Below are 15,250 nucleotides of genomic sequence, written 5' to 3' on the forward strand. Positions count from 1 at the left end.
ATAAAATATTTACAGAGGAGGCTTCATTATGATGGATGATCGTTTATTTAGAAATGCGATGGGTAAGTTTGCGACAGGTGTTACCGTCATTACAACAGAGCACGATAAACAAGAGCATGGTATGACAGCGAATGCATTCATGTCTGTTTCTTTAGAGCCGAAACTGGTTGTAATTTCAATCGGAGAAAAGGCACGCTGCCTGCCAAAAATTAAAGAGAGCGGCATTTTCGGTGTAAATATTTTAGCTGAAGATCAACAAGATTATTCAATGGTTTTTGCCGGTCAAAAGAAAGATGAAGTAGTAGAGGTAACTTTCGAGCGTTTAGCAGGGGTACCGGTTTTACAAGGGGCCATCGCACAGATCAGCTGTGATGTTGTATCGGAGTATGTCGAAGGTGATCACACATTATTCATCGGCAAAGTACGGGATATTAAGCTAGATGATTCGAAAGAGCCATTATTATTCTACGCGGGCAATTACCGTTCATTAGAAACAATAACTGTATAACAGGGGGATTCAAATTGGATATTCAACAAGCTGCAAGTGCCTTATTAACTGCTGAACGTTCGAAACAGCCAATTGAACCTTTCACGTCGTCAACTGATATTTCAGTTGACGACGCTTATCATATTCAGCTGTTACAAATTAAGGAGAAATTGAAGGAAGCTGAATTGGTGGGCATGAAGGTTGGATTAACGAGCGAAGTCATGCAAAAAATGTTTAATGTAGATACACCTGATTTTGGCCATATTTTGAGCACGATGGTATATGAAAATAACAGTACCATTTCGAAATCACAATTTATTCAACCGAAAGTAGAGTTCGAAATTGCTTTTTTGTTAAAGGAAGATTTAAAAGGGCCGAATGTGACTGTTGAACAAGTATTACAAGCAACAAAAGCGATTGCACCAGCAATTGAAATCATCGATAGTCGCATTATGGACTGGAAATTTAAATTTGAAGATACGGTAGCGGATAATGGTTCTTCTGCCGGGGCAATTATTGGCACACCATCTGATTTACCATCTTTTGAAGAGCTCGCGAACATTCCGATAGTCGTGAAGAAAAATGGCGAAGTGATTGATCAAGGTGTGAGCAGCGCAGTAATGGGGAACCCGGCGAAAGCAATTGCCTGGCTTGCCAATGTGTTAAGTGAATATGATATCTCACTGAAAGCAGGTCAATTCATTTTAGCAGGCGCAATTACAGCAGCAGTATTTTTCGAAGTGAATGACGAGTTTGAAATTGATTTCGGTAAGTATGGACAGCTAAAAGTACGATTTACAGATTAAGGATTGAGGTGAGCAAATTGACGAAATTAAAAGTAGGCATCATCGGTTCAGGGAATATCGGTACGGATTTAATGTATAAAATTGAGCGTTGTGATGCACTGGAAATGGCGGTCATGGTTGGTATTGATCCGCAATCAGAAGGTTTGGCACGTGCACGTGAACGTGGCTATATAGCAATCGGAAATGGTATTGAAGGATTTAAATCACAGTTAGATCTAGTTGATATCGTTTTTGATGCGACGAGTGCCTATGCTCACAGAGAAAACTACGAGGTAATTAAAGCTGCAGGTAAAAAGATGATTGATTTAACGCCGGCAGCAATAGGGCCATTCACTGTTCCGCCAGTAAATTTGAGTGAGCACTTTGAAAAAGACAATGTCAACATGGTAACGTGTGGCGGTCAGGCAACGATTCCGGTTGTGGCAGCGATTTCCCGTGTTGTGCCTGTTGACTATGCCGAAATCGTCGCAACAGTCGCAAGTAAAAGTGCGGGCCCGGGAACACGTGCAAATATCGATGAATTTACACGGACAACGGCAAATGCAATCGAAGTGGTCGGCGGTGCGAAAAAAGGGAAAGCAATTATCATTTTAAATCCTGCAGAACCACCAATTATGATGCGTGATACCGTCCATGCGCTCGTAGCCGAGACTGGGAAAGAAGAAGAAATCCGCGCTTCTATAAAAGAGATGATTGAAGAAGTAAAAACATACGTCCCGGGCTATCGTTTATGCGGTGAACCAATTTTTGAAGGCAATAAAGTATCAGTTCTATTAGAAGTGGAAGGGATTGGCGATTTCTTCCCGCCTTATTCAGGAAATTTGGACATTATGACGGCAGCTGCTGCACGTGTAGCAAATGAATTAGCCAAAAATCTAATAGCGCAAGGAGCGGTTGTGCGATGAGAGACATTCATATTTTAGATGTATCGTTACGAGACGGCAGTCACTCCATGAAGCATCAATATTCCGAGCAGCAAGTACGAGATATTGCCAGAGGATTAAATCAGGCAGGAGTAGAGTATTTTGAAGTCGCACATGGTGATGGGTTAGGCGGATCGAGCTTGCAGTACGGTCTATCTGCTGTAGACGAACTGAAGTTAATCGAAGCAGCTGCCAATGAATGTACCGATTCAAAAGTAGCTGTCTTACTTATTCCCGGCATCGGGATTAAGGATGATTTAAAAAATGCCGTGAATGCAGGCGCAAAAATGGCACGTGTTGCAACACATGTGACAGAAGCCGATATTTCAGCACAGCATATTGCCTATAGTCGTGAATTGGGACTGAAAACTGCCGGGTTTTTAATGATGGCACATATGGCGCCGACAAGTGTCATTGTCGAGCAGGCAAAATTATTTGAAAGCTACGGTGCTGAAATCGTATATGTGACGGATTCAGCAGGTTACCTTTTACCAGACCAAGTCACGGAACGTATTCGGGCACTGAAAGAAAACATCGGCTGTGAAATCGGCTTTCACGCACATAATAATATGTCACTGGCGATGGCCAATTCTTTGGCAGCAATTGAAGCGGGCGCTACTTATATTGACGGATCGTTGCGTGCATTGGGGGCAGGCAGCGGCAATACGCAAACCGAAGTATTGGTTGCTGTATTGCAGCGGATGGGCATTCAAACAGGTGTTGATCTGTACAATATTATCGATGTCGCAAATGACATCGTCGCACCTATTTTACCGCGTCCGCAGGAAATTTCAGGTTCGAGCTTAATTATGGGTTATGCAGGCGTGTATTCTAGCTTCTTACTCCATACAGAAAAAGCTTCCAAACAATTCGGTGTAGATGAACGCGATATTTTAGTTGAGCTGGGACGCCGTAAAACAGTCGGCGGACAGGAAGATTTAATTTACGAAGTGGCACAGAGTTTGCGGAAATAATGAAAAGCTCTGTTGATATTACGATGATAAATGAAATAAACCAATAATGTTGAATGCTACCTTAATATAAATGAGGTAGCTTTTTATTCATCAACTATTTTTAAATACTTTTATAGATAAAGAAGGTGAGCGCATGAAGATTTGTGGGAAATACCGCGCGAAATTTGCAGATGGCCCAATCTGGCATCAGGCATACGGTGTGGTTTGGCTCGATATTGCGAATAAAAAAATCATAACTTTTAACCCGGAAACGGAAAAAGAAGATGTGTATGATGCAATGGGCTGGATTCAATCAATCATCCCGACAGCAGATGGTCAGTTTATTGGAGTTTATAAAGACGGCCTCTATTTAATCAATTTTAAATTAGGCCTGAAAAAACCGTTTGTTTTGCCGCCAGATCTGTCTGAATTACATTTTTTAAATGATTCTAAATGTGGACCAGATGGACGACTATGGGTGGGCTCTTCAGACGGTTTTTTTAAAAAGTTTAAAGAAACACCGCAAACTGCATTTTCTAACTATCCATTCGAAAATGCGAAATTAATTTCCGTTGATGCAGAAGGCGAAATTCAGACGCATCTATCGAAAGTAGCGATATCAAATGGTTTGGAATGGGATCGCAAAACAAATAAATTTTATCACATTGATTCGTCGAAGCATGCAATCTTTCAATATGAATTAACAGAAAAGGGACAGCTGCTTTTTGAAAAAGTTGTTTACACGTTCAAAATGGTCGAAGGATATCCGGCCGGTATGACGATCGATAGTGAAGGTAATTTGTATGTAACATTATTTAAAAGCGGTCTTATGGCAAAAACAAGTAAGGAACAAACCCGTGTGGTATGTATTAATCCACAAGACCAGCAGATCAAAGAAGAATTTATCATACCCGTCTCCCATGTCACTTCCTGCACAATCGGCGGGAAAAATTTGGACAACTTATTTGTAACAACAGCTTATGAATCTTTGCCGGAAGCGCGTATAAAAGAAGAGCCGCTAGCAGGCTATTTACTGCAGTTTCCGTTAAAAACGACAGGTGTATTACCTTACGAGTTTATGTTGGCGAGCAGCGGAAACGATTAGTAAAATTCAATAATTTTTTACTAAAAGTTAGATTTTTCTGAATAAAAGTTTCCTAGATATCAAAAAGTACATTTTGTAACATTGAAAACAATAAGAAGTTATTCATATCCATCAGTTTGAGGGGGAATTACAGTGGCACCAGAAATCGCTAAATTAGGCCATGTTGCTTTAGTGTCAACAGATTTGGAAAAGTCATTAGTTTTCTTTAAAGAGATTATTGGTTTGGAAGAAACAACGGAAATTGACGGTGTTCACTATCTACGTGCTTACAGTGATTTCCAGCACCATACATTGAGCATTGAAGCCGGTGAAAATGCTCACGTAAAGCATATTGGCTGGCGTACAAAAACAGCTGACTGTGTTCTAGGATTCAAAGGACTTTTAGACGAGCAAGGGATAGCTGTTCAGGAATATCCAAAAGGCACAACACCGGGCATCGGTGATTCGATCCGTTTTCAATTACCAAGCGGACATACATTTGAACTTTATTATGAGGTTGAAAAATCTAAGGCTGCATCAGATAAAGCTTCGATTCTAAAAAACCAAGTATATAAATCATGGAATAAAGGGATTTCGCCTCGTCGATTTGATCATGTAAACATTCATACGACGACAGATGTAGATGAATCCTATGAATTTTTAATGGAAGTGCTCGGTTTCAATATGCGTGAGTATGTACGTGGCGATGACGGTATATTGGCCGGCTGGATGAGTGTGACACCACTTGTGCATGATGTGGCGATGATAAAAAAGGAAACGCTTCCAACACCAGCCCGACTCCATCATATTTCTTACTGGCTTGATGATACACAGGATATTTTACGTGCTGCAGATATTTTAAAAGAAAATAATCTGCCATTTATCGGTCCAGGTAAACACGGTGTATCTCAGGCGATCTATTTATATGTAATGGATCCGGGAAGTGGTTGCCGTGTGGAATTATTTTCGGGGGGTTACCTGATTTTTGAACCAGATTGGGAACCGGTTGAGTGGACATTGGAAGAACGTGCCTTAAGCAATACATATTGGGGCGACAGTGTGCAGGATAAAGAATTAAACAATATTACGATTGAAGCAAGGTAAGGCCTAAAAAGCATAAACCACTAAATTACGCCATCTTAGAGAGGTTGTGAAGAAGCATGAAAATAATTCTCGTAAATGAAATTAATCTACCGATTGTCCAGCAAAATAGCGAACCGGCAGTAATGGCATTAGGATTTTTTGATGGTGTGCATAAAGGCCATCAGGAAGTAATTTTAGCAGCCCGAAAAAAAGCCCGGAAAAATGGCTTGAAATTGGCTGTGATGAGTTTTTTCCCCCATCCGAAAACGGTCTTTTCAAATGAAGAAGTGGACTATTTAATGCCGATGGAGAAAAAGGCCGAACGCTTTCAATCATTAGGTGTCGATTTGTTCTATATTGTGGATTTTACGAAATCGTTTGCTGCTCTTCAGCCGAAGCAATTTGTACAGCAATATTTAGTGGGGCTTCAAGTGCAGTATGCTGTAGCAGGTTTTGACTATACGTACGGAGTTAGAGGAGCCGGTACGACTGCTACGATTTACTCTGACAGTGATTGCAAAATTATAGTCGATATTGTGAAGCGTTTTTCCATTTCAGGTAAAAAGGTGAGCTCGACATGCATTCGGGAAAAATTGAAACGGGGCTATGTCGAAGAAGTAACAGCGTTATTAGGAAAGCCGTACAGCGTCCAATATTCGATGAAAAACGGATTACACGATTACTATACACTTCCTCAATGCGGAGAATACTATGTCACGATTTTAGCAGGCAAGCGCGCTATCTCGCAAAAAGTGTATGTGAAGAATACCGAGGATATTATTTTTTACCATGATTTAAATATTGATGACTGTTCGATTTACTTTCATCAACGCGCAACCCAAAAATACCAAGAAATTAGTTGAGAGGCTGGTTAAACTTGAAAAAAACAGAGATGTTTCAACAGTTATTAACAAGTAAAGACACATTTATATTACCGGGCGCCTTTGATGCAATGACGGCCCGCATTATCGAAGAAACCGGGTTTAAGGCCATTTATGCAACAGGAGCCGGCATTTCAAATGCGCAGCTTGGCTGGGCGGATGTCGGACTGACGACTTTAACGGAAATCGCCCAGGTTGTTTCCTGGATGAGTGAAGTGACAACGGTTCCGATTGTCGTTGATGCCGATACAGGCTTCGGCAACGCCATCAATATGCAGCGAACAGTAAAGGTACTGGAAAAAGCTGGTGCAGCTGCATTGCAGATTGAAGACCAGGTCATGCCGAAAAAATGCGGTCATTTCAACGGGAAAGAAGTAATATCAAAGGATGAAATGGTCGGCAAAATTAAAGCTGCTCTTGATGCACGTACAGATGATCAGCTAGCGATCATTGCGCGTACGGATGCGTTAGGTGTCCTTGGTTTCGATGAAGCAATTGAACGAGCAAATGCTTATAAAGAGGCAGGTGCACATGCAATTTTTGTGGAAGCGCCAACTACGTATGAGCAATTGTCCCGTATTACAAAAGAGGTACCTGGTATCCCGCATATTATTAATCTTGTAGAAGGTGGTAAAACGCCTTTAGTATCACGTCAGGAAGCGCAAAATTTAGGCTTCCAGATTATGCTGTGTGCCAACTCGGCTTTACGCGGTGCGATTAAAGGTGCTACCGATGCAATGCAAATTTTAATGCGGGATGAAAGTCAGGAAAACATTCATGATGTCATTTGCACATGGGAACAACGCCAAGAATTGTTTAAGTTAAAAGAAATTCAACAACTGGAAAAACAATATTCTTAATATTCTGAAAGATGGTGTAGATATGAGTGGAGTGGACTATGATTTAGTCATTGTTGGTTGCGGTGCAGCTGGAACAGCGTCTGCATTAGCTGCAGCTGAACAAGCGAAGGATCAAAATGAAAACTTAACGATTGCTATTTTAGAGCGTGCACCTTTTGAACAGCGTGGTGGAAATACACGCTGGACGGCTGCTTATATGCGAATGGAAAATATCGATAAGCCGGCAGATGGCATCGTTGAAGATATGGTCACATTTTCTGATTCATTTATGGATCGTGCATATGCCGAAACATTACGTGATGAAGCGGGAGAAACATTACGTTGGGTAGAGTCGAAAGGTGTTGATTTTGATTTTCTTCCCACAATGTTTTTGACTGCATCCAAACCGCGCCTGTTACCGGTTGGTGGAGGACGTGCCATTATCGATGCCCTCACTTTACGAGCACGTGCTTTAGGTGTGGAAATTATTTATGAAACAACAGCATGGGATTTAACGCTCGATGGTGATGGGGCGATCAATGGCATCAAAGTACGTATGGCTGACGGGACATCCATCGTTCTGAAAACAAATGCGGTCATTTTAGGTGCAGGTGGTTTCCAAGGGAACAAAGAAATGATGGCACAGTATATCGGACGGGATGCACATAAAATTCCGCCGGTCTCTGAAGGTGGCCTGTTTAATAAAGGCGAGGCAATCCGCATGGCGTTAAATATCGGTGCTGCCGGAAAAGGGCAGTTTGATGCTTTCCATGCTGAAACAGTAGACCCGCGCAGTAAACGCGAAGAAGCGGGCGTCATGTTGTTCCCGTATGCCATCCTCGTGAATAAGCAGGGGAAACGCTTTACAGACGAAGGGGTTACAACAATTGATGAACAGTATGAAGAAGTAGCACGCAAAATTTTTTACGAATGTGAAGACCATATTGCTTACATGATTACCGATCAAAAAATGTATAACATCCCGAATTATGAAGAGGCACTGCAAACCGATATTCCGGCAATCATCGGAGAAACGATTGAAGATATCGCAAATCAGATCGGTGTGAATGCAGAAAACTTAAAGCACACAATTGATGAATTTAATGCAGCTTGCCCGACAGGTGAATTTATCTACAACCGGGTCGATGGGCTTGCAACAACTGGCTTGGCATTAAACAAATCGAACTGGTCTATTCCGATTAACGAAGGTCCGTTTATTGCGTATCCGATTATTTGCTGCAACGTATTTACGAATGGCGGGTTAGCTACAGATTTAAATGGGCGTGTCCTAACGGGTGATGAAGTAGCGATTCCTGGTCTATATGCTGTAGGCGAAACTTCGGGTGTTTACTACGGCAAATACCCGGGTGGTACATCGGTACTGCGTTGCTTAGTCTTCGGTCGCCGAGCAGGGCATGATGCAGTGCGGTATATCGGGGAAAAAGAAAAGTCGTATCAATAGGGAGGTTCATATGGAATTACTAGGTAAAGTAGCGCTTGTGACAGGCGGCGGTCGGGGAATCGGTAAAGAATCTGCCTTATTACTAGCTTCAAAAGGTGCGAAAGTTGCTGTTTGTGCGCGCAATGAACAAGAGTGCGCAGAAGTGCAGCAGCTGATTGAAACAAAATATAATGTCCCATCAATCGGAATTAAATGCGATGTTTCGGATTATGCACAAGTCCAGGAAGCTGTAGCAGTTGTCGCAAAGGAGCTTGGACCAATCGATATATTGATCAATAATGCAGGAGCGATGGCATTAAAGCCATTTACGGAAACGACGCCCGAAGAATGGATCAAAATGCACGATATTAATGTACATGGCCCTTATTACTTCTGCTATGAAACGGTTCCGTCAATGATTGAAAGACGTACAGGTGCGATCATCAATATTTCTTCAATATGGGGGACGAAAGGTGGTCCGAACCGTAGTGCCTACATCTCGTCCAAACATGCGGTAATCGGTTTTTCAAAAGCATTGGGTGAAGAGTTAAAGCCATACGGTATACGAGTAAATGCCATTTGCCCAGGCCCGGTTGATACACAGATGACCAATGAACTTGGAGCAAACTTGAATAAAGACGGCTGGTTGGATGCCATTGATATTGCCAATGTCATCGTGGACCTTGTACTGCCGAAGAGCCGCGCGATTACTGCCACTTCAGTAGAGGCATTCGGATTCGGTGCACCAGTTGGATTAGCTAAATAATAATTAAAAGGGGATATTAAAATGACAGAATTAACGTACTCATTCCAGCAAAACACAGTGACTTTAGATTTAGCGAAGAAAATGTTAGAGAAAGCAGAGGAAAAAGGGAAAGAGCTAGGCATGAAGTTCGCAATTTCAATCGTGGACAAAGCCGGAAATTTAAAAGCATTTTCAGCTATGGACGGTGCACCGGTATTAGCGTTGGAAATTGCACAAAATAAAGCATTCTCGGCGGCAGCATATAATCGTGCTACACATGAATGGTACGACCGTTTAAAAGATGATCCGCCACTAATGGAAGGTCTTGTTCATACAAATCGCCTCGTTATTTTCGGAGGGGGTTATCCAATTCAATTAAATGGTGAATGCATCGGAGGAATCGGTGTAAGCGGCGGTCACTATACACATGATATGCAAGTTTGTGAAGCCGCTCTTGAACTATTGGCCGAAACAGTTAAGGAGGCGTAGTGCGGATGAGCCGTGACCATCTTATAATTGTTGGTGCGGGTATGGCAGGACTTTGTGCAGCAGTGGAGGCTTCTGCTGCTGGCGCAAAGGTCATCGTCCTGGAAAAACAAGCTGAACTTGGCGGCAGTTCCTTATTAAGCGGCTGTTTTATGGCCTTTGCCGAGACGGATTTTCAGAAGAAGCTCGGTATTGAAGATACGACAGAAAGCTTAATGGAAGATTTCCTTGCTGTAGGTCAATATAAAAACAAACGTACACTCATTGAAGCATACGGTAAACATCAGCTTGCTACATACAACTGGCTTGTCGAACAGGATGTCCAATTCCAAACATGCCAAGCTGTAAGCGGACATTCCAACCCGCGCGGACATACGATCATTCCTAGCCAGGCAATTGGCCAATTACGTGCAAATGCTGAAGCAAATGGCGTAATAATTAAAACCAATGCACCCGTTGTACGTTTAGTAAAGAATAATGAGCAAGTAGTTGGTGTTGTATACGAAGAGAACGGTGAACAGATCGAACTTACTACGGATTATGGTGTCCTGTTAACAGCGGGCGGTTTTTCTCAAAGTGAAGAGCTGCTGGCACAGTTTGCTCCGCAGTTAGCGAATACGGTTCGTCTCGGTGGGGCGGGTAATAAAGGCGACGGGATTAAACTTGCTGCTTCGGCAGGTGCATGGCTCGAAGATTTTAGTTATTTGAAGGGCACATACGGCTTCCACCCAACATCGACAAATGATAAGAAACGTCAGGCCCATACGTTTTATAAAGGCGGCATCATTGTGAACGAGCTTGGTAAGCGCTTCGTGAATGAATCCATTTCGTATAAGCTGCTTGGTGATGCAGCACTACAACAACCGAATTGCCGGACATATCAAGTATGGGACCAGACAATCATGGACAAAGGTGTCGCAAATGATGCACTTTATGATTTTGATTTACTTTACAGAGAAGATTTAATTGAAAGCTTTGACACAATTGAACAGTTAGCAGAGAAAGCAGGTCTACCGGTAGACGCGCTGCAACAAACGATTTCCACATATAATTCGGATGTGAAAAAAGGGCATGATACAGCATTTGGCCGTACATCGCTCACTCATAAATTCGGTATACCAACGGCAATCGAAACAGCTCCGTTTTATATAATGGAAACTGCAACAGCGATGCTTGCTACGTATGCAGGTGTCCAAGTTGATGAACATACGCATGTGCTCAATCCATTCGGTGAAACAATCCAAGGTTTATATGCAGCAGGCGAAATGGTCGGAGGTTTCCACGGAGCGGGTTATATGACGGGCAGTTCTTTAGGGAAAGCCGCAATTTTCGGCCGCATAGCTGCAAGAACAGCAATACAAGCAAAAAAGCAGGAGGTACTTAAATGAAAATTTGGCACCAAAGCTTAACATCAATTGAAGATATTCCGGAATATCGCGATGCGGTCATTCAGCATATTTTAAAAATAGCGCGTCCAGATGTAGATGTCGTCCTTCACGGTATGACGAATGATACGTACCCGGAAAATTATCCCGGTCACTATATTACGTACAACTATTTACAAAGCCTGCATAAGGAGCAGTTTATCCGCAATGCATTAATCGCGGAAAAAGCTGGCTATGATGCAGTGTTTATTGGCACGATTCCGGACGTTGGCTTAATCGAGGCACGTGCGCTTGTTGATATTCCGGTAATTGGTTACGGTCAAGCGTCGATGCATATGGCATCAATGCTTGGATCGAAAATAGGGATTGTTAACTTCCTGGCACCGTTAGCCGATCAGCTGCGTTTCAATGCACAGCAATACGGGTTGGCACAAAAGCTTGGACCGATCGTACAGGCGGATATCGGCTTCTACGATATTATGGAAGGCTATAAAAATCCTCAGCCAATTATCGATAAATTTATTGCTGCTGCTGAAATAGCTATTGCGCAAGGTGCGGATGTTATTATTCCTGGTGAAGGGCCGATGAATATTTTCCTGGCAACCCATCATATTCACCATGTCGGCAATGTCCCGATTATCGATTCTTTTGGTACAGGAATTAAAATGTGTGAATCGCTTGTTGATCTGCAGAAGATAAGCGGTATGACGGTGACACGTGTAGGCTATTACAACGAAAAACCCCCAACGGAAATTGTTGAAAAGTTAAGAGACTATTATAATTTGAAACAAGCAGCAGCTGATATGGATTTCGGCCTATCTGTCCGCGCTACGGCGTCTGTATAAATTCTTTTATTTCTCAATAGTATTCAATTAAATTATTGAAAACCGGAGAAATCAATTGCTATAAGGATTGATTTCTTTTTGTATGAGGGAGAAAGAAAAAACTGATTGAATAAAGAAAAAACTATAAGTAAGAAACGGATATTAAAATTGATTGGAATGGAGAGGCGACTCCTTGGGGATAAGCGTGACGCCTGAGACTTAGGAACAAAAGCTAAAAGCGCCACGTCCTGTGGCAACGCTTTTGTGACCAACATCGTGTTGGCCTCACGCCACGCCCCCGGAAAGCGTCCACGGGATGGAAATCAATTTTTGGCTGAGCCGACTGTTTTCCTCACCTGCAGACGGTAGCGGTAGGGGGTTAACTGATAGTATTCCCGAAATACTTTAGTGAAGTAATTGCCGTCCGTGAAACCGACCATTTCCGCGATTGTCCCTATCCCTAAACTCGTTTCTATTAATAGCTTTTCGGCTTGCTGTACGCGGTACTGCTGTAAATATTTCCGGAACGGAATACCTCGTTTTTTTGAAAATACATTGCTCAAATAGTTGGTGCTTATATTTAATTTATTCGCTGCATGCTGTAATGTCAGTTCAGCATTTTCATAGTCGCGCTCAATTATTTCGACAGCCAATTCCGTATAGTCAGCAATTTGCTGTAGCTGTAAATTTTTCCGCGCATCGATCAACCGCTGTGTAAACAAAATAAACTCCTGTACAATCGCATATAAAATCGGATGCTCTAATATAAAGTGGAACAGTGCGCGGTATTGCTGTTCGATTTTTGCTTGCTGTTGCAGATGATACTTCATCATGAACCGGCGAATTTGCGCTAAAATACTCGTCAAATGGATACGCACATCATCCTGGTGGTAATAGGTAGAACTCGTTGTCAGCATATATAAAAAAGTCTTAATTGCTTTTAAATCACCGTTTTCAAGACTCGTAATCCAAAGCTGCTGTTCTTCAGGGGTTAAAAGCGGATCAAGCCTTGTCACATGAAGTGTTTGTGAGCTTTTAAAAATATGGGAATACCCTTTATAAAAGCGCTGAGCCAATGTTTTTTTACATTCCTGATACATTGTCAGCAAAGTTGTCTCCTCGCCGTCATAAACAGCAATATTCAGCGATTCACCGCTAAATTTCTCCCATTCCTGGCTCATGATTCTAAGCTGCCTGAATAGATTGGTAAAAACATCGATTTCAGCAATACAAATCACACGGTTTTGCAGCGGCAGGGCTAACAGATTATGAAAAATAGGAAATTCAATGAGCCACTCATACAGCATTAAGTTATGCTCGTAGTCTGCACACTCAATTAAGAAGAAAGACTTTCCATCTAATGAGAAATTCCCAGGCTTATTTAAAAATAAATCCGAATATAATTGCGTTTCGACTGGAATGGTACTGCTTGAAGTTTCTGCCCGCCTAGTCGAAGGGATTTTCAGCAATGCAGACTTTAGCTGCTCCAATGGAACGGGCTTCACAAAAAGATCGATTGCCTTTAAGCGGATTGCTTTCATTGCCTGCTGAAAAATAGGTTCCGCTGTTATTCCGATAACAGGGATCGCCTGCTTTTGTAAAAATTGCTCTATGGATGGAGAAACAAGTTCCACTTCAATAAGTAGTACTTCCGGCCTCGCTTCTTCAAAAGCTTCAATTATTCTACTGCCATCTATTACGCCAATTACTTCAATATCCCGCATAAAATAGTTTTTTAAATACCATTCAATTCCTGCAATTTCCTCAAAATCCCGCTCAGCAATTAAGACTTTCAATCGAACACCACCTTTAATAATTACTATTTAATATATAAATTCTAAAAATCATTCAAAATAAGTTTACTTTATTCAAATATTACTATAATTGATGTTTTTATTCTATTTATTCGGAATTGAAAGAAAATTAAACTGAGAATAACAAAGGGGTGGTTGAATGACAAAGTACCAGGAAGAACAAGAACTGCCGAAAATTGGACAGTTTGAAATGAGCATTTTCATTAAAATGGTGATTTGCAGTTTAATCGGAATTTTTAGTTTTTTTATCACATTTGAATGGAATGGAAAAACGTCGATTTTAATCGACCATATCGTAAGTGCATTCACAACATTCACACCAGCATTAGTAAACGGGTATGTGTTGATTCTTTTAGTACTCGGAGCATTTTATCCATTTGTCACGAAAAAGTGGAATACCTCAAAAGTAAATATGGTGCTATCAATTTTTAAAATAGGCGGACTGGTCGCAGGGGTAATGCTTATTTTTGGATTTGGTCCTGCATGGTTGTTTAATCCGGATATCGGTCCATTTTTATTAGAAAAACTTATTAAGCCGGTGGGGCTGGTCATTCCGATTGGTTCGGTTTTCTTAGCATTGCTCGTTTGCTATGGCTTGCTTGAATTTATAGGGGTACTTATGCAACCGGTAATGAAGCCGATTTTCAAAACACCGGGCCGTTCAGCAGTCGATGCGGTAGCTTCATTTGTTGGCAGCTATTCGGTTGGCTTAATATTGACGAACCGTGTGTATAAGGAAGGGAAATATACAGCGAGAGAATCAGCCATTATTGCGACAGGCTTCTCTACAGTGTCAGCTACTTTTATGGTAGTCGTTGCGAAAACACTCGATTTAATGGAATACTGGAACTTATTTTTCTGGGTGACATTAGTTGTGACATTCGTCGTTACAGCGATTACAGCCCGAATTTATCCGTTAAATAAAATTAAAGATGAATATTATGAAGGTTCAACTCCTCAGCCTGAAAAGATTATAAAAAATGACCGTCTAAAAGTAGCCTGGACAGAAGCGGTGGAAGCGACAAAATCAAACCCGTCTTTGTCTAGAAACTTATACATTCATTTAAAAGACGGTTTTATTATGGCGATGGGTGTTATTCCTTCCATATTATCAATTGGTTTATTAGGAATGGTATTGGCAATTTATACGCCGCTATTTGATTGGTTGGCATACATCTTCGCGCCATTTACGTATTTACTGCAAATTCCGGATCCGATGCTGACAGCAAAAGCATTGTCATTATCGATTGCGGAAATGTTTTTACCGGCGATGATTGTAACGGAGGCGGTTCTTGTAACGAAGTTTATTGTAGCCGTTGTTTCAATTTCAGCTATTTTATTCTTCTCAGCTGTGATTCCCGTAATTCTATCGACAGACATTCCGTTATCAATACGCCAAATGATCATTATCTGGTTTGAGCGCGTTGTCTTAACACTCATTTTCGTCACACCAATAGCATTTATCTTATTCTAACTTCAAATTAAAGGAGAGATTTCTT

The 15,250-nt window shown here is 41.6% G+C and carries 15 protein-coding genes; 14 read left to right on the forward strand and 1 reads right to left on the reverse strand.

Annotated elements, in window-relative coordinates; genetic code table 11:
- The first annotated feature begins 31 nt into the window (after window positions 1-31).
- From MHH44_RS01825 to MHH44_RS01885, 13 genes are all read left to right on the forward strand, one after another.
- Window positions 32-508, forward strand: a complete 477-nt coding sequence (locus MHH44_RS01825) for a flavin reductase family protein (RefSeq protein WP_340799475.1) — start codon at window positions 32-34, stop codon at window positions 506-508.
- A gap of 14 nt (window positions 509-522) precedes the next feature.
- Window positions 523-1,293, forward strand: a complete 771-nt coding sequence (locus MHH44_RS01830) for a 2-keto-4-pentenoate hydratase (RefSeq protein WP_340797618.1) — start codon at window positions 523-525, stop codon at window positions 1,291-1,293.
- 17 nt (window positions 1,294-1,310) lie between these two features.
- A complete protein-coding gene (locus tag MHH44_RS01835; RefSeq protein WP_340797619.1) occupies window positions 1,311-2,198 on the forward strand; it encodes an acetaldehyde dehydrogenase (acetylating) in 888 nt (295 codons plus the stop codon).
- Window positions 2,195-3,190, forward strand: coding sequence for a 4-hydroxy-2-oxovalerate aldolase (dmpG, locus tag MHH44_RS01840; protein WP_008407967.1), 996 nt, complete (start codon window positions 2,195-2,197; stop codon window positions 3,188-3,190). Before MHH44_RS01835 ends, dmpG begins: the two co-directional genes overlap by 4 nt.
- Before the next feature lie 133 nt (window positions 3,191-3,323).
- Window positions 3,324-4,274: an SMP-30/gluconolactonase/LRE family protein gene (locus MHH44_RS01845; protein ID WP_340797620.1), complete on the forward strand. Its 951-nt coding sequence runs from the start codon at window positions 3,324-3,326 to the stop codon at window positions 4,272-4,274.
- A gap of 132 nt (window positions 4,275-4,406) precedes the next feature.
- The gene (locus MHH44_RS01850) at window positions 4,407-5,357 is read left to right on the forward strand and encodes a VOC family protein (RefSeq protein ID WP_014824964.1); all 951 of its coding nucleotides are present in this window, start codon (window positions 4,407-4,409) and stop codon (window positions 5,355-5,357) included.
- Window positions 5,358-5,413: 56 nt separating this feature from the next.
- Window positions 5,414-6,199: an FAD synthetase family protein gene (locus tag MHH44_RS01855; RefSeq protein WP_340797621.1), complete on the forward strand. Its 786-nt coding sequence runs from the start codon at window positions 5,414-5,416 to the stop codon at window positions 6,197-6,199.
- Window positions 6,200-6,213: 14 nt separating this feature from the next.
- The gene (locus MHH44_RS01860; protein WP_340797622.1) at window positions 6,214-7,077 is read left to right on the forward strand and encodes an isocitrate lyase/PEP mutase family protein; all 864 of its coding nucleotides are present in this window, start codon (window positions 6,214-6,216) and stop codon (window positions 7,075-7,077) included.
- Window positions 7,078-7,099: 22 nt separating this feature from the next.
- On the forward strand, window positions 7,100-8,518 hold the full coding sequence (locus MHH44_RS01865) for an FAD-dependent oxidoreductase (protein WP_340797623.1): 1,419 nt from the start codon (window positions 7,100-7,102) through the stop codon (window positions 8,516-8,518).
- Between the two features lie 10 nt (window positions 8,519-8,528).
- Window positions 8,529-9,263, forward strand: a complete 735-nt coding sequence (locus tag MHH44_RS01870; RefSeq protein WP_340797624.1) for an SDR family NAD(P)-dependent oxidoreductase — start codon at window positions 8,529-8,531, stop codon at window positions 9,261-9,263.
- Between the two features lie 21 nt (window positions 9,264-9,284).
- Window positions 9,285-9,731, forward strand: coding sequence for a GlcG/HbpS family heme-binding protein (locus MHH44_RS01875; RefSeq protein ID WP_008407978.1), 447 nt, complete (start codon window positions 9,285-9,287; stop codon window positions 9,729-9,731).
- A gap of 5 nt (window positions 9,732-9,736) precedes the next feature.
- Window positions 9,737-11,116 carry an FAD-dependent oxidoreductase gene (locus MHH44_RS01880; RefSeq protein ID WP_340797625.1) on the forward strand — a complete coding sequence of 460 codons (1,380 nt, stop codon included), beginning with the start codon at window positions 9,737-9,739 and terminating at the stop codon, window positions 11,114-11,116.
- Window positions 11,113-11,958 (forward strand): aspartate/glutamate racemase family protein, encoded by an 846-nt coding sequence (locus tag MHH44_RS01885; protein WP_340797626.1) that lies wholly within the window; start codon window positions 11,113-11,115, stop codon window positions 11,956-11,958. Before MHH44_RS01880 ends, MHH44_RS01885 begins: the two co-directional genes overlap by 4 nt.
- A gap of 302 nt (window positions 11,959-12,260) precedes the next feature.
- Here the strand turns inward: MHH44_RS01885 and MHH44_RS01890 are convergent, their stop codons facing one another.
- Window positions 12,261-13,733, reverse strand: coding sequence for a response regulator transcription factor (locus tag MHH44_RS01890; RefSeq protein WP_340797627.1), 1,473 nt, complete (start codon window positions 13,731-13,733; stop codon window positions 12,261-12,263).
- 157 nt (window positions 13,734-13,890) lie between these two features.
- On the opposite strand from MHH44_RS01890, the gene MHH44_RS01895 reads away from it, so the two are divergent.
- The gene (locus MHH44_RS01895; RefSeq protein WP_340797628.1) at window positions 13,891-15,225 is read left to right on the forward strand and encodes a YjiH family protein; all 1,335 of its coding nucleotides are present in this window, start codon (window positions 13,891-13,893) and stop codon (window positions 15,223-15,225) included.
- The last annotated feature ends 25 nt before the right edge of the window (window positions 15,226-15,250 follow it).

The sequence above is a fragment of the Solibacillus sp. FSL K6-1126 genome, from assembly GCF_038003445.1.
GTDB classification, from domain to species: Bacteria; Bacillota; Bacilli; order Bacillales_A; family Planococcaceae; genus Solibacillus; species Solibacillus silvestris.

Excerpts from the sequence above, each read along its gene's own strand:
- MHH44_RS01845 (WP_340797620.1), top strand. The coding sequence starts at position 3,324 with ATGAAGATTTGTGGGAAATACCGCGCGAAATTTGCAGATGGCCCAATC.
- MHH44_RS01880 (WP_340797625.1), top strand. The coding sequence starts at position 9,737 with ATGAGCCGTGACCATCTTATAATTGTTGGTGCGGGTATGGCAGGACTT.
- MHH44_RS01825 (WP_340799475.1), top strand. The coding sequence starts at position 32 with ATGGATGATCGTTTATTTAGAAATGCGATGGGTAAGTTTGCGACAGGT.
- MHH44_RS01875 (WP_008407978.1), top strand. The coding sequence starts at position 9,285 with ATGACAGAATTAACGTACTCATTCCAGCAAAACACAGTGACTTTAGAT.
- MHH44_RS01865 (WP_340797623.1), top strand. The coding sequence starts at position 7,100 with ATGAGTGGAGTGGACTATGATTTAGTCATTGTTGGTTGCGGTGCAGCT.
- dmpG (WP_008407967.1), top strand. The coding sequence starts at position 2,195 with ATGAGAGACATTCATATTTTAGATGTATCGTTACGAGACGGCAGTCAC.
- MHH44_RS01870 (WP_340797624.1), top strand. The coding sequence starts at position 8,529 with ATGGAATTACTAGGTAAAGTAGCGCTTGTGACAGGCGGCGGTCGGGGA.
- MHH44_RS01855 (WP_340797621.1), top strand. The coding sequence starts at position 5,414 with ATGAAAATAATTCTCGTAAATGAAATTAATCTACCGATTGTCCAGCAA.
- MHH44_RS01885 (WP_340797626.1), top strand. The coding sequence starts at position 11,113 with ATGAAAATTTGGCACCAAAGCTTAACATCAATTGAAGATATTCCGGAA.
- MHH44_RS01895 (WP_340797628.1), top strand. The coding sequence starts at position 13,891 with ATGACAAAGTACCAGGAAGAACAAGAACTGCCGAAAATTGGACAGTTT.